Source organism: Banduia mediterranea (assembly GCF_031846245.1).
In the GTDB taxonomy this organism is placed as follows: Bacteria; Pseudomonadota; Gammaproteobacteria; order Nevskiales; family Nevskiaceae; genus Banduia; species Banduia mediterranea.
On record NZ_JAVRIC010000027.1, the window covers coordinates 23182 to 43041 of the forward strand.

22 protein-coding genes are annotated in these 19860 nt (G+C 63.2%); 11 read left to right on the forward strand and 11 right to left on the reverse strand.

What is annotated here, in order from left to right; genetic code table 11:
* Nucleotides 1–136: 136 nt before the first annotated feature.
* Nucleotides 137–751: a translesion DNA synthesis-associated protein ImuA gene (gene imuA / locus RM530_RS15795; RefSeq protein ID WP_311366224.1), complete on the forward strand. Its 615-nt coding sequence runs from the start codon at nucleotides 137–139 to the stop codon at nucleotides 749–751.
* Nucleotides 752–823: 72 nt separating this feature from the next.
* Here the strand turns inward: imuA and RM530_RS15800 are convergent, their stop codons facing one another.
* Nucleotides 824–2482: a long-chain-fatty-acid--CoA ligase gene (locus tag RM530_RS15800; RefSeq protein WP_311366225.1), complete on the reverse strand. Its 1659-nt coding sequence runs from the start codon at nucleotides 2480–2482 to the stop codon at nucleotides 824–826.
* Nucleotides 2483–2578: 96 nt separating this feature from the next.
* A complete protein-coding gene (locus tag RM530_RS15805; protein ID WP_311366226.1) occupies nucleotides 2579–3895 on the reverse strand; it encodes a YihY/virulence factor BrkB family protein in 1317 nt (438 codons plus the stop codon).
* Nucleotides 3896–4013: 118 nt separating this feature from the next.
* Between RM530_RS15805 and recQ the strand changes: the two genes are divergently transcribed.
* The 6 genes from recQ (at nucleotide 4014) to RM530_RS15835 (ending at nucleotide 8459) form a co-directional block, all read left to right on the forward strand.
* On the forward strand, nucleotides 4014–5870 hold the full coding sequence (gene recQ, locus RM530_RS15810) for a DNA helicase RecQ (RefSeq protein ID WP_311366227.1): 1857 nt from the start codon (nucleotides 4014–4016) through the stop codon (nucleotides 5868–5870).
* 217 nt (nucleotides 5871–6087) lie between these two features.
* The gene (locus tag RM530_RS15815; RefSeq protein ID WP_311366228.1) at nucleotides 6088–6618 is read left to right on the forward strand and encodes a hypothetical protein; all 531 of its coding nucleotides are present in this window, start codon (nucleotides 6088–6090) and stop codon (nucleotides 6616–6618) included.
* A gap of 51 nt (nucleotides 6619–6669) precedes the next feature.
* Entirely contained in the window at nucleotides 6670–7020 is a 351-nt protein-coding gene (locus tag RM530_RS15820; RefSeq protein WP_311366229.1) for a hypothetical protein, read from the forward strand.
* Nucleotides 7021–7375: 355 nt separating this feature from the next.
* Nucleotides 7376–7693, forward strand: a complete 318-nt coding sequence (tnpA, locus tag RM530_RS15825; RefSeq protein ID WP_311366230.1) for an IS66 family insertion sequence element accessory protein TnpA — start codon at nucleotides 7376–7378, stop codon at nucleotides 7691–7693.
* A complete protein-coding gene (gene tnpB, locus RM530_RS15830; RefSeq protein WP_311366231.1) occupies nucleotides 7677–8045 on the forward strand; it encodes an IS66 family insertion sequence element accessory protein TnpB in 369 nt (122 codons plus the stop codon). Before tnpA ends, tnpB begins: the two co-directional genes overlap by 17 nt.
* 69 nt (nucleotides 8046–8114) lie before the next feature.
* Nucleotides 8115–8459, forward strand: a complete 345-nt coding sequence (locus RM530_RS15835; protein WP_311366232.1) for an IS66 family transposase — start codon at nucleotides 8115–8117, stop codon at nucleotides 8457–8459.
* A gap of 486 nt (nucleotides 8460–8945) precedes the next feature.
* Here the strand turns inward: RM530_RS15835 and RM530_RS15840 are convergent, their stop codons facing one another.
* From RM530_RS15840 to RM530_RS15860, 5 genes are all read right to left on the reverse strand, one after another.
* Nucleotides 8946–9065: a DUF2474 family protein gene (locus tag RM530_RS15840; RefSeq protein ID WP_311366233.1), complete on the reverse strand. Its 120-nt coding sequence runs from the start codon at nucleotides 9063–9065 to the stop codon at nucleotides 8946–8948.
* Nucleotides 9066–9075: 10 nt separating this feature from the next.
* Nucleotides 9076–10074 (reverse strand): cytochrome d ubiquinol oxidase subunit II, encoded by a 999-nt coding sequence (gene cydB, locus RM530_RS15845; RefSeq protein ID WP_311366234.1) that lies wholly within the window; start codon nucleotides 10072–10074, stop codon nucleotides 9076–9078.
* A gap of 9 nt (nucleotides 10075–10083) precedes the next feature.
* On the reverse strand, nucleotides 10084–11496 hold the full coding sequence (locus RM530_RS15850) for a cytochrome ubiquinol oxidase subunit I (RefSeq protein ID WP_311366235.1): 1413 nt from the start codon (nucleotides 11494–11496) through the stop codon (nucleotides 10084–10086).
* A gap of 148 nt (nucleotides 11497–11644) precedes the next feature.
* The gene (locus RM530_RS15855) at nucleotides 11645–11776 is read right to left on the reverse strand and encodes a hypothetical protein (protein ID WP_311366236.1); all 132 of its coding nucleotides are present in this window, start codon (nucleotides 11774–11776) and stop codon (nucleotides 11645–11647) included.
* A complete protein-coding gene (locus RM530_RS15860; RefSeq protein WP_311366237.1) occupies nucleotides 11773–12168 on the reverse strand; it encodes a glycerophosphodiester phosphodiesterase family protein in 396 nt (131 codons plus the stop codon). The genes RM530_RS15855 and RM530_RS15860 overlap by 4 nt, the downstream gene beginning before the upstream one ends.
* Nucleotides 12169–12253: 85 nt before the next feature.
* Here RM530_RS15860 and RM530_RS15865 point away from each other — a divergent pair, with 85 nt between their 5' ends.
* The 3 genes from RM530_RS15865 to RM530_RS15875 are packed head-to-tail and all read left to right on the forward strand — an operon-like array spanning nucleotide 12254 to nucleotide 15873.
* A complete protein-coding gene (locus tag RM530_RS15865) occupies nucleotides 12254–12850 on the forward strand; it encodes a lysoplasmalogenase family protein (RefSeq protein ID WP_311366238.1) in 597 nt (198 codons plus the stop codon).
* A 4-nt stretch (nucleotides 12851–12854) separates the two neighbouring features.
* A complete protein-coding gene (locus RM530_RS15870; RefSeq protein WP_311366239.1) occupies nucleotides 12855–13754 on the forward strand; it encodes a hypothetical protein in 900 nt (299 codons plus the stop codon).
* Nucleotides 13755–13812: 58 nt separating this feature from the next.
* A complete protein-coding gene (locus RM530_RS15875; protein WP_311366240.1) occupies nucleotides 13813–15873 on the forward strand; it encodes a M13 family metallopeptidase in 2061 nt (686 codons plus the stop codon).
* Between the two features lie 65 nt (nucleotides 15874–15938).
* On the opposite strand, the gene RM530_RS15880 is transcribed toward RM530_RS15875, so the two are convergent.
* Complete coding sequence (locus tag RM530_RS15880) at nucleotides 15939–16268, reverse strand: MGMT family protein (protein ID WP_311366241.1); 330 nt, start codon at nucleotides 16266–16268, stop codon at nucleotides 15939–15941.
* 136 nt (nucleotides 16269–16404) lie between these two features.
* Between RM530_RS15880 and RM530_RS15885 the strand changes: the two genes are divergently transcribed.
* Nucleotides 16405–16911, forward strand: coding sequence for a hypothetical protein (locus tag RM530_RS15885; RefSeq protein ID WP_311366242.1), 507 nt, complete (start codon nucleotides 16405–16407; stop codon nucleotides 16909–16911).
* A 303-nt stretch (nucleotides 16912–17214) separates the two neighbouring features.
* Here RM530_RS15885 and RM530_RS15890 read toward each other — a convergent pair whose 3' ends face one another.
* The 3 genes from RM530_RS15890 to RM530_RS15900 form a co-directional block, all read right to left on the reverse strand.
* The gene (locus RM530_RS15890; RefSeq protein ID WP_311366243.1) at nucleotides 17215–17655 is read right to left on the reverse strand and encodes a copper chaperone PCu(A)C; all 441 of its coding nucleotides are present in this window, start codon (nucleotides 17653–17655) and stop codon (nucleotides 17215–17217) included.
* Nucleotides 17656–18223: 568 nt separating this feature from the next.
* Nucleotides 18224–19333, reverse strand: a complete 1110-nt coding sequence (locus RM530_RS15895; protein WP_311366244.1) for an FAD-dependent oxidoreductase — start codon at nucleotides 19331–19333, stop codon at nucleotides 18224–18226.
* Between the two features lie 62 nt (nucleotides 19334–19395).
* Nucleotides 19396–19737: a cupin domain-containing protein gene (locus RM530_RS15900; protein WP_311366245.1), complete on the reverse strand. Its 342-nt coding sequence runs from the start codon at nucleotides 19735–19737 to the stop codon at nucleotides 19396–19398.
* Nucleotides 19738–19860 lie beyond the last annotated feature (123 nt).

Genomic DNA, 19860 nt, shown 5'->3' on the forward strand with positions numbered 1-19860 from the left:
GATGGTTCGGAACGATATTTCGAGCATTGCCGCAGACTTAGCGCGAATGCCGTTTCGGAGCACTTGACGCTTCGTAGGGTTCGGCGCAAAAGTACTTTTCATATGAAAAGGTATTTTTCGCCAAACGTGTGTTTCCATGAGTCGTGAACAAGCGCTGGCCGCGCTGCTCGACGACCCGAAGCTGTGGTGCGGCGGCGAACACGCCGGCCTGCGCACCGAGACCACCGGGCACCCCGATTTCGATCGTTTGTTGCCCGGCGGTGGCTGGCCGGTGGGCGCGCTGAGCGAGTTGTTGCTGCCGCACCCGGGCGTAGGCGAGTTGCAACTGGTGCTGCCCTGGCTTGCGCGCCTGACGCAGGCCGGCGGCCGTGCGGCTCTGGTTGGTCCGCCGCACCTGCCGTACGCGCCTGCATTGGCCGACGCCGGCGTCGTGCTGTCGAGGTTGCTGGTCGTGAATCCAGAAAGTGAAGGTGCCCGTCACTGGGCGGCGGAGCAGCTGTTGCGTGCAGCCTGTTTCGGCACGGTGCTGGCCTGGCCGGGGCGGCTCGACGGGCAGGACCTGCGCCGCTTGCAGCTGGCAGCAGAAACCGGCCACGCTATCGGCATTCTGTTCCGGGATCTCGGCCAGGAATCGCAGGCATCGCCTGCGGCTCTGCGTATCCGGCTTGAGTCGGTGGCCGGTGGCCTCAGTGCCCGCATTCTCAAGTGCCGCGGCCGCGTGCCCAGTCAGCCGTTTCGGTGGGCGGCGTGAGCGAAGAAGCAGGTTTCGCGCGAAGGCGCCAAGACGCAAAGGAAAAACGTTTTGGCGCCTTCGCAGCTTGGCCTATTCCCGCAGTTCCTTGCGCAGGATCTTGCCGACGTTCGATTTCGGCAATTCCTCACGGAATTCGACGAGTTTCGGCACCTTGTAGCCGGTGAGTCTTTCCTTGCAGTAGGTCTTGAGTGTTTCGACCGTCAGGCCCGGGTCCTTCTTGACCACGAAGACCTTGACCGCCTCGCCGGACTTGGTATCCGGCACGCCGACGCAGGCGCATTCCAGCACGCCAGGATGCATCGCCACCACGCCTTCGATCTCGTTCGGGAACACATTGAAGCCGGATACGATGATCATGTCCTTCTTGCGGTCGACGATCTTGAAGTAGCCCTTGTCGTCCATCACCGCGACATCGCCGGTGCGGAAATAGCCATCGGCGGTGAACGACTTGGCATTGTCTTCGGGCCGGTTCCAATAGCCCTGCATGACCTGCGGACCCTTGACGCACAACTCTCCGGGTTCCCCGGTCGGCACGATGTTGTCATCATCGTCGCGTAGCGACACGTCCGTGGACGGCAGCGGAACACCGATGGTGCCGTTGTAGTCCGGCTTGTCGAACGGATTGATGGTGACCGCCGGAGAAGTCTCGGTCAGGCCATAGGCTTCAGACAACGGTTTGCCGGTGACCTCCGCCCAACGCTTCGCGACCGCTTCCTGCACGGCGGCGCCGCCGCCCAGCGTCATCTTCAGCGAGGAAAAGTCCAACTCGGAAAATCCCGGCGTGTTGAGCAGTCCGTTGAACAGGGTGTTGACGCCGGTGAACGCGGTGAAGCGGTGCTTGGCCAGTTCCTTGACGAAGCCCGGCATGTCGCGCGGATTGGTGATCAGCACGCCCTTGGCACCGATGATGAAGTAGACCAGACAGTTCGCCGTCAATGCGAAGATGTGGTAGAGCGGCAGCGCGGTGATGATGATTTCCTGGCCGTCTTTGGCGAGATCGCCGATCCAGGTGCGGGCCTGCAGCACATTGGAGACAATATTGCCGTGGCTCAGAATCGCGCCCTTGGAAAGTCCGGTGGTGCCGCCGGTGTACTGCAGAAAGGCGATGTCTTCATGGGTCAGGGCAACACGCTTGTAGGCTTGCGCCTTGCCGCGTGCCAGTGCCGTACGCAGCGGAATCGTTCCGGGAATGTCCCAGGCTGGCACCATCTTCTTGATGCGCTTGACCACCAGATTGATCAGACTGCGCTTGGGGAAGGGCAGCAGGTCGCCGATCTGCGTGGTGATCACGTGCTCGACCTTGGTCTGGCCGATGACCTTCTGCAGCGTCGTGCAGAAGTTCTCGACGATCACGATCGCGCGCACGCCGGCGTCATTGAGCTGATGCTCGAGTTCGCGCGGTGTATACAGCGGGTTGACGTTGACCACCACCATACCGGCGCGCAGCACGCCGAACAGGGCAACCGGATACTGCAGCAGGTTGGGCAGCATGATCGCGACGCGATCACCCTTGTCCAGACCCAGCACATTCTGCAGGTAGGATGCGAAGTCCTGGGTCAGCCGATCGAGCTCGTCATAGCTGATGCTGTGATCGAGATTTTCGAACGCCGGCTTTTCCCGAAAGCGGGCGATGCTTTTCTCGACCAGGTCCACAACCGAGTTGTAGGCCGAACTGTCGATTTCGGCCGGTATGCCGGGCGGATATTCCTTGAGCCAGACTTTTTCCACGCGCTTTCCTCACCCATTTCGTTCTTGGCGGGCGTATCCCTACGGCCGCGTACAGAGTAGTGCCACTATAAGAAAAAAAGCACTCTCGTGGGAGGCTCAAGCTGCTTGTTCGATCAGCCAGTCGCGCACGCTGCGCTTGCCGTCACCTTCGGCGAAACCGCGCTCGGCGGCTGCGACCAGTGAGCGTATGTGTCGGCCGAATTCACTCTTGATCGGCAAGCCATCCGAATCGAAGCCGCTGCGAATCAGCAGCCACAGTTCGCCGAGGGTGAATCCGCCGAAATCGCGGGCCGGCATCAGTGTCGGCTGTTCCTGTTCCGCTTCGAGCAGAATCTTGTGATGCAGCAGAATCTGGACACAGATATCGACATGTTCGGGAGAGTTGCCCAATAGCTTCGCCAGTTCGTCGCGTTGCGGGCCGGGTTGGCCGTTCATGAAGCGCTGGCCAACGATGCCGACGATTGACAGCGCGAGATACTCCGATGAAAACGCCGACAGGAACGGCGTGTATGCGCTGGGCATCAGGTATTCGCGGCACTGCACGTAGAACGAGAGCTGGCAGCCGATCAGCAGGATCAGCCAGCCTACGTAGAGCCAGATCAACAGGAACACTACGATCGCGAAGCCGGAATAGATCGCGTTGTAGTTGGTGGCGCCGCTCACGAATGAAGCGAAGGCGAGACTGGCCGATTGCCACAGAATGCCGGCCAGCAGGGCACCCGCCAGCGCAGCGGTGAATCGCACACGGATGTTCGGGATGAAGGCGTAAAGGAAGGTGAAAGCCGCCACCACCAACAGATACGGTATGAACTGCGTGATCAGGAACACCAAAGGCCCGAGCACACCAAGGTTCAGCACCCACTGCGCGATGGCGCTGTTCTTGAGCGCGGTGGTGATGCCGATCGCCGAGAATACCAACACCGGCCCGACGATCAGCACCGAGAGATATTCGCCGAAGCGTTGTCCGAAGCTGCGCGGGCGTTTCAGCCGCCAGATGAAATTGAAGGCGCCCTCGACCTTCTGCAGCAGTGCAATCGCCGAATACAGCAGCAGGCTGACGCCCACCGACCCGAGCACGCTGACCTTGATGTTCTCGACAAAGCCGATGATGTTCTGGGTCACATCCGGCGCCTGGGGCCCCAGCGGGCGCAGGAACTCCAGCAGCATCGGTTCCAGCGCGTTGTGCACGCCGAAGGCCTTGAGCATCGAAAAGCTCAGGGCCAGCAGTGGCACCAGCGACAACAAGGTGGTGTAGACCAGGCTCATCGCCCGCATCGACAGCTGGCCTTCCATGAAGTCGCGCACCAGCGCGATCGAATAGCGGCCCAGCGTCAGCAGCACGCCCTCGATCCAGTTGGCGGGCTGCCGCTGCCAGAGTTGCAGGCGCAGGCGGTCGAGTAGCTTTTCGATCATTAGCCCAGTTTAGCCGGATTGAGTGTGGCAACCACTTGTGCTTCGGGCCTGCACTGATTCGGGCATGGACACGATGCACGGGTAGACTGGTGGCGATTTCGAATTCGACCGTGACACCTTGGACAGCCCCTCTTCCGACATTCACACCACGCTGAAGGCCCGCTTCGGCTTTGACGATTTTCGTCCCGGCCAGGAAGCGGTGGTACGCGATGTGCTCGCGCACCGCGACCTGCTCGCGGTGATGCCCACCGGTGGCGGCAAGTCGCTGTGCTTCCAGTTGCCGGCCGTGCTCGCGCCCGGCGTGATGATCGTGGTGTCGCCACTGATCGCGCTGATGCAGGATCAGGTGCGGCTGCTGACCAACAGCGGCATCGCGGCGACGTTTCTCAATTCCAGCCTGGCCGGTGCCGAGGCGGGCCAAAGGCTGCGTGATCTCGAAGGCGGGCGCTACAAGCTGCTGTACCTGGCGCCGGAACGCCTGATGCTGCCGGAGTTTCTGGATACCACGCTGCGGCGTCTCGTCGAAACCGTGGGCATCAGCGGCGTCACCGTGGACGAGGCACATTGCGTGTCGCAATGGGGCCATGATTTCCGGCCCGAGTATCGTCAGCTTGGCAGTCTGCGGGAACGTCTTCCGGGTGTTCCTATCCATGCCTTCACCGCCACCGCGACGCCGCGCGTGCGCGAAGACATCGTCGCCCAGCTAGGCCTGCGCGATGCCGCGGTGCACGTCGCCAGTTTTGATCGCCCGAACCTGTTTTATGCCGTTCGACCCAAGGGCAAGCGCAGTTATGGCGAATTGCTGGATCAGGCGCGCGGCGGCGGATCCGGCATCGTCTACTGCCTGTCGCGTCGGCGCGTCGATGAACTCGCGCACAAGCTGGTCGAGGACGGGGTGCGTGCCGTGCCCTACCACGCCGGCCTCAATGCGGAAACACGTCGCGATAACCAGGACGCCTTCATCCGCGACGATGCCCAGGTGGTGGTGGCGACGATCGCCTTCGGTATGGGTATCAACAAGCCCGATGTCCGCTGGGTCACACATCACGATCTGCCGATGACGGTGGAGGGCTACTACCAGGAAGCCGGTCGAGCCGGGCGTGATGGCGAGCCCGCCCGTTGCACGCTGTTGTTTTCACCGAACGACATTCGCACCGTTGAATTCCTGATCGACAAGAAGCGCGACCCTCACAGCGGCGAACCGCTCGAAGACGAGCAACGCAAGGCGCGCACACAGTTGCGCAAGGTGCTGGGCTACGCCGAATCGGGCGAATGCCGTCGCGCCATCCAGCTGCGTTATTTCGGAGAGGACTACAACGGCCCTTGTGGGCAATGCGACAACTGTACCGAGCCGCGCGAAACCGTGGACTGGACCGTGCAGGCCCAGCAGTTTCTGTCCGCGGTGGCGCGCCTGGCGCAGCGGGGGCAGCGCTTCGGCGGGGCGCACATCATTGACATCCTGCGGGGCTCCACGCGCGAACGCATTCTGCAGAACGGACATGATCAGCTCAGCGTCTATGGCATCGGCAAGGCGCACGACGTGGATCAGTGGCGGGTGCTGGCGCGCACCCTGGTACATCAGCAATTGCTCGCAGAATCCGGCGACGCCTATCCGGTGTTGTCGCTGGTGCCGGACAGCCGCAGTGTGCTGCGCGGCGAACGTCAGGTGCATCTCGTCCTGCCCGAAAAGCCCCCGCGCCGCAGCCGCCGTGAACGCGGTCGCGAACGCGACGAGGCCGGCTTGCCGAGTGATGTCGACATGGAACTGTTCGAGGCGCTACGCAGTCTGCGCAAGCGTCTCGCCGACGAACAGGGCGTTCCGCCGTATGTCGTGTTCAGCGATGCGAGCCTGCGCATGATGATCGAACAGCGTCCGAAAACCCTGGGCGCCTTCGCCGAAATCAGCGGCGTCGGTCAGGCCAAGCTGGACCGTTATGGCGAGCCGTTTACCGCGCTCATTCGCGAGCAGGGCTGACGGCTCAGCCGCCGATTGTGCAGCGGTTGCCGGCGCCCATTCCCGGCTGAATATTCCCAGGTTGACACCGCCGCCATCGAGCGATATGGTGCACTGCACAAATTGCTGCAGAGCAACAAAACAAAACGTCTCAAGTTGTTGGGTGCAGCGAAAGGGGTCGGGCCAGCCGACTGTCAAATTGGTCAATTATTTGAAATTCGAAACTCAGGAGTTTGAGATGAATCTGGAAACCGTGATGAATGACGTGAAGTCGAAGATGGTTGTTGTGCAGGGCCGTGCCCAGGATGTCGCCGAAGTGTCCGTGGACACTTTCAAGCAGGCCAGTGACGTGGTACTCAACGGTGTGCAGGTGCTGGTCAAGACCCACACCGAAACCGCCACCGAACTGTTCGGCTACAGCAAGGCCAGCTTCGAGAAGGCCAAGGCCGACGGGATCGCGGCCGTGGTTTCCAACCCGGTCATCTACATGCCGGAAGGTCGCGAGAAGGTGGTTGCGGCATTCAATGACACGCTGACCACGTTCACCAAGACCGGTGAAGATCTGGCCAAGGTGATTCTGAATGGCTATGAGGGTGTGAGCTCCCGAATGCAGGGTGAAGCCCCGGCCGTGAAGAGGGCCAGGAAGTCCGTTCGCAAGGCGAGCGCTTCGACCAAGAAGACCGCGACCAAGGCCAAGAAGACCACCGCCAGCAAGGCGCGCAGCGCCAGGAAGTCTGCTGATGCGACGATCGACGGCGCCACATCCTAGGCGACGGGTTCCGGGCGTGCGGGGCCGCGTCGGGCCTGTTGATGTGCTGCCTTGCAGGTCGAAATCGAAGATGGGGAGGCACTGCGCCTTCCCATCTTTTTTCGTGTAAGGAGGTTAAAGATGTTGGAGCGCGTGAAGGAAGCCAGCATTGCCAGTCGCCAGCGCTGGCCTGAAGTCTGCGAAGGCGCGGAAGCACTGCTGGGCTATGAGCTGGGACTGTGGTTGCGATTGCCTGCACCGCTGCGCGAACGGCTGGCCGTTGCGCGACGTGCGCGCAATCTGCCGGAGTTGCTCGAAGATCAGCTCGATCTGATTCCGGCAGATCGACAACGTTGGGCCGCAGCGCATCATGAGCGCGTGCGCCGCTGGCGTTCATTGCGTGCCGCGATTACTCACGGATAGTGCGGTCGACAAAGTCCAGGAGCGTGGGCGGCAGAAACGCGCGCGGCTGCGGCTTCGCCCCTTCGGTCATCTTCGCCGCCGATTTTGGGCCAGTAGTCCCCGCTACTGTCCCAAAATCGCCATCCCAACCTGACTCGGAAGGGCTTTGCCTCGCCTGCACGGTTCCTATCGCCCACACTCCTAGGCTGGCCCGACGCCAGCGGGCTGGCTAGACGGCGACCACGAACAGCCCGATCACGCAGACGATGCCGTCGAACCAGAGTAAGCGTTCAAACCACGGCGTTATATTCGCGCGGATCATCGGCCATTAGCCTGCACGCATCGACTGAAACGGAGCGATGCGATGGAAACAGGAATGGGCAGAGTTCGTTACGTCCGACGCAGCGAGTCGGACTGGCGCCGGCTGATTGAGGAGTGGGCGCAAAGCGGGCAGAGCCAAGAAGCGTTCTGCCGCACGCGTGGGCTTGCGCTGAGCACGCTGGGCAACTGGCGGCGCAAGCTCAAGGCCGGGTCGGCGGCGTCGCCCGAATCGCCGCCGCGTGAAGCCGCCGGCTTTATCGAGCTGACGGCACCGGTGGCGTCGGAAAAGGAATCGCCCGCCTGGGATGTGGAGCTGAGCCTGGGAGAAGGGACGGTACTGCGCCTGCGGTGCACGCATGCTCACGGTCGGTGAGCGTCGCATCTGGCTGTATCGGCAACCGACGGACATGCGTCGCTCGTTCGATGGCTTGAGCGCGATGGTGCGCCGGCAACTGGGGAGAGAGCCCAGCGACGGTGCGTGGTACGCCTTCATCAACCGCCGGCGCACGCAGATCAAAGTGCTGGCGTTCGAATCGGGCGGCTACTGCGTGTGGAGCAAGCGCCTGGAGCAGGGCCAGTTCGGAGCGGCCGATGAGGCTGACGAACCGATGAGTCCGGCGCAGTTTCTGGCCTTGCTCGAAGGTCTGGACTGGCGGCTCGTGCGGCGGCGAAAGCGTTATGAAAAGCCTGGAGAAAAGCTCGCGAACGACGCCGTGCGATGGTAAAATTCTGTCACAGAATCAAAAGGATGAATCGGCTTGTCGGTTGCTGCCGCACCACCGGATAAAGACGCTGTGATTGCCGATTTGACGGCCCAGGTGGCGTCACTGCAACAACAGCTGGACTGGTTCAAACGCCAGCTGTTCGGCGAAAAGAGCGAAAAGCGTTTGGACGTTTCGTCCTCGATGCAGGCCGATCTTTTGGCAGCGCTGGAGGTGCCCACCGAGGCGATCCCGCCGGCGCCGGTGGACACCATCACCTACACGCGCCGTCAGAAACAGCGCGATCCCGACATCGTCACCGACAGCGGTCTGCACTTCGATGCCTCGAGGTCGGGGTCAGGAGGTCGGGGTCAGGTCTTGCGCCTTGACGCAGCCCGCCGATCCACACCTCGCGCGACCCGGCTTACCGTCGAGTAGTCGAGTAGTGCTACTCGAAGTGCGCACCGATCTGCGGAAGTTGTCGGTGTCCGCTCTTGTAGGCGTCGCGACCTTCGTCATTGAGGAAGATTGCTTGACGGGCATTGCCGCGCGCCATCACATGTGATGGATCGCGCCGGGGAATTCGATACGCAGAGGGCGGGCTATGCGGGGGAACGTAGCGAAGCCAAAGAAATTTGGCAAGGAACAAGACCTGACCCCGACGTTCCCAGACCTGACCCCGACGTTAAGGAACAAGACCTGACCCCGACGTTAGACCTGACCCCGACGTTGACCCCGACGTTCCGACGTTCGCGCCTGCCGAGTCATCGAACTCACGCCGCGTGAATGGAAAGTCCGCTTCGCCGACAATCCGCTCCGATCAGACATTGAGCGTGGGGGCAACTACGCTGCGGTTTGAACGCTTACAGACGTTTTGCGAGCGTGCCACCGCCGCAGCCCGCCAGCGTGCTTCGGCGCCGATGATCACGGGGCGAGCAGCAGGCGCAGCAGATAGGCGATCACGCCCACCGCCAGCACGCCAGAGATCCACAGGCCGGCGAACCACAACAGGCGTCGCCACAAGGGCGTTTGATCACCCGCCATCGGCACGAACTCAGTGGTAACCGGCGTCCGGATCGACCTTGCCGCGGAAGACCCAGTAGGAATAGGTGGTGTAGGCGATGATGATCGGCAGCAGCACGGCGGCACCGACCAGCATGAACACCTGGCTGCTGTGGGGCGCGGCGGCGTCCCAGATGGTGATGCGATTGGGCACCATGTACGGAAAGATGCTGACCATGAGACCGGCGAAGGTCAGCCCGAACAGCGCCAGCGCGATCAGGAACGGGGCGTAGTCGCGGCGCTTGCGCAACGCCCAGAACAACGCAAACGCAGCAATCGCGGTCAGCAAGGGTATCTGCGAGGTCAGCAGGATCGCCGGGAAATCGAACCAGCGGTGGTAGTAGCTCTCCTCGAGAAACACGGTGGCCAGACTTACCGCGAAGATGCATAGCAGCATGCCGATTCCATACCCGCGCGCCAGGCGGAACGCCTTGTCCTGCAGGTTGCCACGCGTCTTCATGATCAACCAGCAGGCACCGAGCAGCGAATAGCCTACGACCACGGAAAGGCCGGTCAGCAGGGAAAATGGCGTCAGCCAGTCCCACCAGCCGCCCGAGTACTCGCGCCCGTCGATATCCACACCCTGCAGGATCGCGCCAAGCGTGATGCCTTGCGCCAGCGCGGCTACGAAGGAGCCACCGGTGAACGCCGTCTCCCAGAACACGCGCAGGCGCTCGGTGCGCCAGCGGTATTCGAAGGCCACGCCGCGAAAGATCAGGCCCAGCAGCATCGCGGTCACCGGAGCGTACACCGCAGGCATCAGGATCGCGTAAGCCAGCGGAAAGGCGGCAAACAGGGCGCCGCCGCCGAGGATCAACCAGGTTTCGTTGCCATCCCAGACCGGCGCGACGGAGTTCATCATCACGTCGCGGTCCTGGCGTTTGCGGAAGAACGGAAACAGGATCGCAAGGCCAAGGTCGAAGCCGTCGAGGATCACATAGGCGAGGATGGCGATACCGATCAGGCCGATCCAGACGATGGTCAGGTCCATGGGCGTGTCCTAGCGGCTGAGGTTCGAAGGGCCTTCGGCGGGCCCCGGCATCAGGCCGGCTGCCCGTTTGGGCACGGCCGGACTCGGTTCGGGTTCGTCGGTCTGCGGCGCATGTCCCATCAATCGCAACATGTAGAACGTGCCGGCCGCAAATACCGCGAAATAGATCAGCACGAAGGCGATCAGCGAGGCCGCCAGCGCCGGTGCGGCGACCGGCGAGGCCGAGTCGGCCGTCAGCAGATGGCCGTAGACCGTGTACGGTTGGCGGCCGACCTCGGTGGTGATCCAGCCGGCGACCACGGCGATGAAGCCGGCCGGCCCCATCAGCAGCGCCGTGCGCAACAACAGGGGCTGCGAATAGAGTTTCCCGAACAGGCGCGACAGCAACGCCCAGGCGCCGAGTCCGACCATCAGGAAGCCCAGACCCACCATCACCCGGAACGACCAGAACACCACCGGTACCGGCGGCCACAGTTCTCGCGGCACGGTGTCCAGACCCTCCATCGGCGCGTTCAAATCATGCTTCAGGATCAGCGACCCGAGATGCGGAATGCCCAGCGCGTACTTGAGTTCACCGGCCTGCTGGTCGGGCAGGCCGAACAGATACAGCGGCGCGCCGTCGGGATGGCTTTCGTAGTGCCCCTCCATCGCCATGATCTTGACCGGCTGATGTTCCAGCGTATTGAGACCGTGTGCATCCCCCGCCAGGACCTGGATCGGGCCGACGATCACCAGCATCCACATCGCCATCGAAAACATGGTGCGCGCACCGACGTTGTCGTGATCGCGCAACAGGTGCCAGGCGCCGACCGCGCCGACCACCAGCGCGGTGGTCAGGTACGCCGCGATCAGCATGTGCACCAAGCGGTACGGGAACGAAGGCGTGAAGATGATCGCCAGCCAGCTCTCCGGCACGAACTGGCCGACCTCGTTGATGGAAAAGCCCTGCGGCGTCTGCATCCAGGAATTCACCGCGAGTATCCAGAACGCGGAGAAGAAGGTGCCGATGGCGACCGCAAGGGTCGCCACGTAGTGCAGTCGCGGGCCGACCTTCGTCGTGCCGAACAGCATCACGCCGAGGAAGCCGGCTTCGAGGAAGAAGGCCGACAGCACTTCGTAGGCCATCAGTGGACCGACCACCGGCCCGGCCTTGTCCGAGAACACCGACCAGTTGGTTCCGAACTGGTAGGACATCACCAGGCCCGAGACCACGCCCATGCCGAAGGCGATCGCGAAGATCTTCACCCAGTACTTGAACAGGTCCATGTAGACCTGCCGTTTGGTCAGCAGCCACAGGCCCTCCAGAACGGCGAGATAACTCGCGACACCGATCGAAAACGCCGGAAAGATGATGTGAAACGCGACCGTGAACGCGAACTGGAAGCGCGCGAGCAGCAGGGCATCCGGGAAGAACGAACTCACCTTCGCACCTCATGTCGATAACAGAAGTGGGGCACCCGCTCGGGCGCCGACACATGCGGATGCGTATTGTGCCCGCCGCGCGGGCTCAACGCTCGCACAGGAAACTGTGCGGCCATGATCCCGATTGTGCGCCCCTCAGCGCAAGTGCCTATGGTGCCGCCCGGTCTCCGGCGCCAGTCGGCGCGCCGTCGCGCAGCTCGACCATTCGGTCCGGAAAATTGCTGAATGCGCCGTCTACGCACAGCGCGATCATGCGCTGCAGATCTTCTTCCGAGTTCACGGTGTACGGGTGTACGTCCAGGCCCAGGGCATGCGCGTCAGGGAACGCCGGTGAAACGACTGGATCAGCACCTGGCGGCGCCGCATCGCCGCTTCGAGCAGCTCGTAGTCACGCAGCCGACCGAGCAGGATCTGCTCGATGCAGTCGGCGCCCATGTCGATGGCCAGATCATAGGCCGCGAAGCTGTGTTCCGGTGCATAAGCGCAGGCGCCGCGATGCGCGATGACCAGCGGCACGCTGTCCGTGGCCGGCGGCGATTGCGAAGCGGAATCATTGCCGCACGCCACCAGGCCAAGAAAAAGCCCGGCGCAGTCATTGGCGCCGGGCTCTTTCTTGGCCTGGATGGAACCTTCGCCATCCACCCATGGATACCGGATCAGGCCTGCGGTCACGTGGACAGGCTCCGCTCATGGCAAGCTTTGCGCCTGCCAATGCATGACTGCCCACATGGTCTTGATTCTGCACCTCGCTATCGCCGTGAGCGCATCGCTCGCGATCCTTGTCGACTGGCGCGGACATCGTCCGGCGTTTCTGGCGCTCAAGCCGCTGACCACCTTGCTGGTCGTGGCCCTGGCCGCCACAAATACCACGGGCATGGAGAACCTGGTCCTGCTGGCGGCGCTGCTGCTGTGCCTGCTGGGCGACATCGCGATCATGCAGGAGACGCAGCGCGGCTTCCTGGGCGGACTGCTGAGCTTTCTGCTGGCGCACCTGATCCTGATCGCGCTATTCCTTCACCGCGCGGACGCAATGCCGCTGCTGGCCATGCACTATGCGGTGCCGCTGGCCGTCTGCGTATTCGCGGCAATCGGCGCCGCACTGGTGCCGGCGCTGCGACAGATCGACCGGCCGGCGGCGCTGGTCTACACCGCCGTATTGCTGACGATGTCGTTCGCGGCATTTCGGTTCTCGACGCTGGCCGGGTTTGGCGCGGCGATGTTCGTGCTCTCTGACGCCGTGCTCGCCTACAAGACCTTCCGGCATGATTCACGCATCGCGCAGGCCATCGTACTGACGACGTACTGGCTGGCCATCACCCTGATCGTTGATGCATTCCCAGCCTCCCTGATCTGAAACCATGTCCTCGAAACGTCTGCCACGTTCACTGGCCGCGGCGCTGCTGGGCCTGCAGGCTGCGTGCTCCGCCCAACCGACGCACGGTCCGGAATGCCGGCTGCAGAACCCGGCGCTGGATGAGCTCAGCGGTCTCGTGGCCGCCGGCAACGGCGACTACTACTGGGGCCTCAACGACAGCGGGGGGCAGCCCTGGCTGTTCCGCGTGGGTCCCTGCGGCGAGGACCTCGGCCACGTCGAAATCCAAGGCGTGCGCAACCATGACTGGGAAGACATCGCCTTTTTCGACGATCACGGAACGCCGAGCATTCTGATCGCCGACATCGGCGACAATCTGGCGCGGCGCAAGCGCGTACAGTTGTATGCCGTAGTGGAACCCGGTCCGGAGACTCGGTCCACCGCGATTGCCTGGCAGCAGGATTTCACCTACCCGGAGGGCCCGCGCGATGCCGAATCGCTCGCCGTGGACCCGCGAAGCGGCGACATCCTGGTGCTGTCCAAGCGCGAGGATCCGCAACATCTGTTTCGCGTGCCGCGCGCAGACGGGGTGGTGGTCGCTCAGGACCTGGGTCCCATCGAAACGATACAGACCAAGCTCACGCTCAACTGGTTGCGCGGCATGGTCTACCAGCTCTATGGCTCCCTGCCCACGGCGCTGGACATCTCCCGCGATGGCCGCCGCATCGCGGTGCTGACATTGACCGAACTGTTCGTCTGGACGCGCCAGGGTGACGAGGACTGGGCGGAGCTGATGAATCGCGAGCCGTATCACTACGTGGTACCGGCAAGCTTGGAACAGGCCGAATCGATGGCAATCACAGCTGAGGGCGACACGATCGTGATCTCGTCCGAAAAGGCCGGTTCGCCGATGATTCGCATCGAGGTCTCCGACGCGGTGCCTTGAGGACCACGGACGGACTGCTACTATTTTGGAATTATCGACCTATTTCAATGGAATTTACATGAAACGACTGACTTTCGGCGTGCTGTGCGCGCTCAGTCTCCTGGCCTGCGGCGGCCAGAACAACAACGCTGCACCCGCCAACGAACCCGCCGCAAAGCAGCCCCAGGCGCTGTCGTCCGGCATCGACACCGCCAACTTCGACAAGAGCGTGCGACCGCAGGACGACCTGTTCCGCTACGTCAACGGACACTGGCTGGAGACCACCGAGATTCCGGCCGACAAGTCCAACTATGGCGCGTTCTCGGCGCTGGCGGACCAAGCCGAGAAGGATCTGCGCGCCATCATCGAGGAATCCGCCGCCAAGGCCGACAAGACCGACGGCAGCAATGAGCAGAAGGTGGGCGATCTCTACGAATCGTTCATGGACGAAGCCGCGCTTGAAACCAAGGGCGCCGAACCGCTCAAGGACGAACTGGCCGCGATCGATTCGATCGACGACAAGGCCCAGTTGCCGGCGGCGTTCGCGCAACTGTCCAAGCTCGGCGTGCGCACACCGATGGGTTTCTACATCAACCAGGATGCCAAGGATTCGACCCAGTACATCGCCTGGTTCGCGCAGACCGGCCTCGGCTTGCCGGACCGCGACTACTATCTGTCCGACGATGCCAAATTCGTCGCGATCCGCGAGGCCTACGTCGCGCACATGAGCACGATGCTGTCCGGTCTCGGCATCGTCGACGCGCAGCCTGCCGCCGAGCAGATCCTGGCGTTCGAGACCCAGCTCGCCACCACGCAGTGGACGCGCGTGGACTCGCGGGACGACGACAAGACCTACAATCCGTATGAGGTCGCCAAGCTCGCCGAACTGACACCGGGACTGGACTGGTCCGGCTATCTCGACGCCGCCGGTATCGACAGCGATCGCGTCATCGTGATGCAGCCGTCGGCCTACGAAGGCATGGCCAAACTGATCGCCGAAACCCCGATGCCGCAGATCAGAAGCTACCTGAAGTGGCATCTGCTCACCGCCTACGCACCCTATCTTTCCAAGACCTTCGTCGACGAGGATTTTGCGTTCTACGGCAAGACCCTGCGTGGTATCGAGGAACTGTCGCCACGCTGGAAGCGGGGCGTCGGCACGGTCGAAGACGCGCTCGGCGAAGTGGTCGGCAAGATCTATGTGGAACGCCACTTTCCGCCCGAAGCCAAGGCGCGCATGGAAAAGCTGGTGGACAACCTCAAGCTCGCCTATCGCGAAAGCATCTCCGACATCGACTGGATGAGCGAGGAAACCAAGGCCAAGGCACTGGAGAAACTCTCCAGGTTCACCACCAAGATCGGCTATCCCGACAAGTGGAAGGACTACGACGCGCTCAAGATCAAGGCCGGCGATCTGGTCGGCAACGTGATGCAGGCCAACACCTTCGCGTTCCAGCGCGATGTCGACAAGCTCGGCCAGCCGATTGACCGCGACGAATGGCACATGACGCCGCAGACGGTCAACGCCTACTACAACCCGAGCATGAACGAGATCGTGTTTCCGGCCGCGATCCTGCAGCCGCCGTTCTTCAACTTCGAGGCCGAAGACGCCGTCAACTACGGCGGTATCGGCGCGGTGATCGGCCACGAGATCGGCCACGGCTTCGACGACCAGGGCTCCAAGTACGACGGCGACGGCAATCTCAAGTCATGGTGGACCGATGCCGACCGCGAGAAGTTCGAAACCCGTACCAAGGCTCTGATCTCCCAGTACGACAACTACTGCCCACTCGAAGGCCAGTGCGTGCAGGGTGCGCTGACGATCGGCGAGAACATCGGCGATCTCGGCGGCCTCTCGATCGGCTACAAGGCCTATCACCTGGCACTGGGCGAAGAATCCGGACCCGAGATCGACGGATTCAGCGCCGACCAGCGCGTGTTCATGGGCTGGGCGCAGGTGTGGCGCCGCAAGTACCGCGAGGCCGAGCTTCTCAACCGCCTCAAGACCGATCCGCATTCACCCAGCGAATACCGCTGCAACGGCGTGGCCAAGAATGTCGACGCGTTCTACAAGGCCTTTGACGTCAAACCCAGCGACGCGCTGTACCTGCCGCCGGAGCAGCGCGTCACGATCTGGTAGCGCGCGGCAAGTTCTGTTCAAGAATTCGGGCCGGCGCAAGCCGGCCCTTTTTCATGCCTTTGAATTCAGTCCAGCAGCGGCGAATCATGGCCCCGCCAGCGGTATCGGCCCAGATCGACACGGCCCGCCCTCAGTTCCACGCCCTCCGCCATCAGCAGCGCGCACTGCCGCTCGAAGGCCGCGCTGCCCGGTTCGAAGGCAATGCGGCCATCGGCGCGCAGGATGCGGTACCACGGCAGCGCCAGTTCATCCGGCGCATTGCGCAGTGCCGCCGCAGTGCGCCGCGCGCCACGCGCAAGACCGGCCATCGCCGCGATCTGGCCGTAACTGGCAACCCGACCGGGCGGTACCGCAGCGATCGTGTCCCACAAGCGCTGGTCCCAGTGGCTAGTCAATGTTGTGATTTCCCGACGTCACTCGAATTCGGCCTGGCCTTTCGTGGATCCCGCCATTTCGGACAAGCCTCAGGCTTGAGCCGCAATCGCCCCCCGGTTAAGCCCGAATTCACGGCGCCAATGCGAGCGTTTGCTCATGTCCGTACTTACCTCAAGATGCGACGCGCGCGACACGCCACCGGATATACCGACCGCTGCACTGATCGCCACCGCCGTGCTGATGAGTCTGTTTCACGGCCCGGCATTTCCGGCGTCGTTCGATGACGAAAATGCGGCCGCAGATCAGCGGGCTCCCGTCTTTGTTGGCAATGGCGTACTCTACGCGCAGGCTGGGTCCGTTGAAGGGGCCGTTCCGGATGACGCAAGCATTCCCGAACGCGACGAACGCATGATTCGGCAGTACTTCGAGCGCGATCCGATCGACTCCGTTGGCAGTTCGGCCTTGCCACCGGGATGGCGCCAACAGGCACGGCCGGGGCAGATTTTATCGATTGCCGTATCCGCTCATGCGCAGCCGCTGCCCGCGGATTTGACGCTGGCACTCGGCCAAAGCATGGAAGGCCTTGCCTACATGCGGATCGAGAACATGGTTTTACGTGTCGCGACATCGGATCAGCGAGTGCTGGATACCTTCGAGCTGTAGCTCGCCTGTCGCGAATCGCTTGGCCGGTTGGTGCACGCCCCCCCGATGCACCGCCGACCTGGGGCGGCCACTTCGGTGGTCGCCCCAAACTTTTTGGGGCTCCGGAAAACGTGCGATTGGATGGTTGCGGATGAGGGCCGATACGATTCAGCATCGGTTCACCCAAGTCGGCGCAAGCTGAGCGTGACGGTCGAGTCCCCCTACGCGATCTGTCTCAACAAGCGACGTACCTCCCCCCCGATACGTCGTTCGGGCGACCGGTTCCCCCCAACCGGTCGCCTTTTTCTTTTGTGCCTTGTGCGCTTACGGCGCCTCCCGGCTGACCGGCACTTCGAGGCTCAGGGTCTGTCCATCGTCGAAGCTCAGGGCGATTGCAAAGCGCTTGCCGTCGACCAGCGGCTGAGTCAGCCCCATCAGCATCAGATGCATTCCGCCCGGTCGCAGCTCGATGCTGTCACCGGCGGGGATCTCGGGGCCGCCTTGGACCGCGCGCATCTGCATCATTCCATCGATCTCGCTGACGGTGTGTACTTCCGCCCGCTGCGCCGCCTCGCTCCGGACCTCGACGAGTCTCACCGCCGTATCGCCACGATTGTGCAGACGCATGTAGACGGCACCGACCTCGGCCCCCGGCGGGGTGGCTCGCGCCCAGACCCGATCGGCGGTCAGGGCGGCATTCGGCGCCTCGCCGCTGCAGGCCACCAGAAGCAGGGCCAGGGCGGCCAGAGCGGGTTGAAACCTCATCATGAACCTCGAACAGGTCGAAAACGGACCCGGCATCTTAGGTCAATGCTCTCGTGCAAGCATCACCCGCCCGGCACCAGGGGCGCTTAAGCCGAGGTTCAGAAAGAAGCGTGCAATCTAGCGCCAGACGGTTTCGCTTCCCCCCAACGATCCGTCTACGTGTGTGGCATCCCCCCGGTGCTCACACCAAGGGCGACCGGACCCCCCGCTGGTCGCCCTTATCTTTGGGAGCCGTTGCAGACGCCGAAGACTCCCCCTGAACCGTGTCCAGTCACGCCTTCGTCGACGACGATTCCTGCGCTTCTCGAAATCTCCGAAATCAACCGATTTTTTCAGGCTCGATTCATCCAATCAGGCGCAATCTACTTGCGACGGCACCGGCTCCCTCCCCCGAACGGTCCGTCCCCTACGTGACGCACCCCCCGATGCGTCACTGCCCCTAAGGGCGATCGGTTCCCCGGCTGATCGCCCTTATCTTTTTCGCGCTAATGCCCCCAACGGTCATGCCGCAGGCGAGGGCAGGTCGGCATCACGCCGCGCGTGATTCACATTAAGAGCCGCGCTGCGCTCATCGCAGCGGCACCGGCTCCACGTCGTGATCCTGACCCAGCAGCATCCTGCGTAGACCGTCGAGCACCAGCGGGCGCGCCAGGCGCAAGGCCGGCAACAGCCGTCGGGCGACCGTGGCACCGGCGCCCTCGGCTGCCGCGAACCGGCTGATTCGGCGAATTCCGGCAACCACCGGCATTACGGCGTGACGCCGCAATCGCGTGTACGATTCCAGCCGGCCTTGCGCCGCAAGTGCGGCGAAAACCCAGGCGTCCTCGATACCGAGATTCATGCCGCGCGCGCCGATCGGCGAGTGCAGATGCGCCGCATCGCCAGCGAGGAATGCCGCGCCCTGCTGCCACGAGGCGGCCACGCGATGGCTCACGGTGAAATCCGAGGCCCACAGGGTTTCGCCAGCATGGCTGCCTGCCGGAAAATCCCTGAGCAGTTCGCGTCGATTCGATATCACGCGCCACACATCGCCCTCGATTCTCAGCAGAAACTGGAACCCGCGTTCGAACAGGCGAATGTGCGCTTCGTCGGCCGCCAGAGGCGTGCGCAGGCGTAGATCACTGAGCACCCAGGGCGTCGCCAGCGCGGCCCCGCCAAAACGAATGCCCAGGGACTCGCGCACGCGGCTGTGCGCGCCGTCGGCGCCCAACACGGCGGCCGCCGGGAACGATTCCATGCGGCCATCCGCGTAGCGCAGCCAGGCGCTGTCGCGGTTGTCGCTGGCGCCCTTGTCGAAACGCAGGAACTGCACGCCACGCTCGACGGCGATTCCACGTGATTCGAGCGCTTCGACCAGCACCGCCTCGGTCCGGGCCTGCGGCAGGACCAGCAGGCCCGGAGGCTCCGCCGATCTCTTCGGAAGATCGACCCGAATCCGCCGGTGTTCGCCCTGCCAGAGATTGCCGGCGAGGGCGCGGTGGCCAAGCTCGGTGAGGCTTGAGCTGACGCCGGTGCGACGCAACAACTCCAGGCTGCGCCGATTGACGACCAGCGCCTTGGATTGCTGCGAGGGCATAGCCGCGCGGTCGATCACACGCACACGAACGCCGCGCTCGTGCAGAAACAGGGCAGCCGCCAGACCGGTGGGGCCGGCGCCGACAATCAGGATCGGTTTCATGTTCGCGCCCGGTGAAGTGTGCCCGACATACTATCTGCCACGCTCCGTGCGCCGGGCGCCGCCTATTCGCCGTCCCAGTATTCGCGCTGCACCGCCAGATCGAGCACGGTCTCGAAGTGGCGCGCCGAGGCATCACCGCCCGGCGGGCTTCCGGCGAACACCGCCAGCTTGTTCGAATCCGGATAGACCATGACGTCGGGATCGTTCATCGTTGAGAAGATCAGATATTCAAGCGGTTCGGCGCCGTCATTGTCGATGCGGTGCGCGTGCCCCGCGCCGGCCGGTAGCGCCAGATAGTCACCCGGCCGCAACGGCAGGACGTCGTCACCGACCCGTGCTGTCCCGCTCCCGGACAGCGCGTACACGGCTTCCTCGTTGGCAAGGTGGAAATGGCGCGTGGCCACGCCGACTTCCCGGGCGGCACACGCATGTGGCTGCAGCCCAGCGCGCGACCGCCGGCGGCACGCGACAGAGAACGCCTGTCGCTTTCGAAGCGCTCACCCTGAATCGAGTGCCGGAGCGGCACA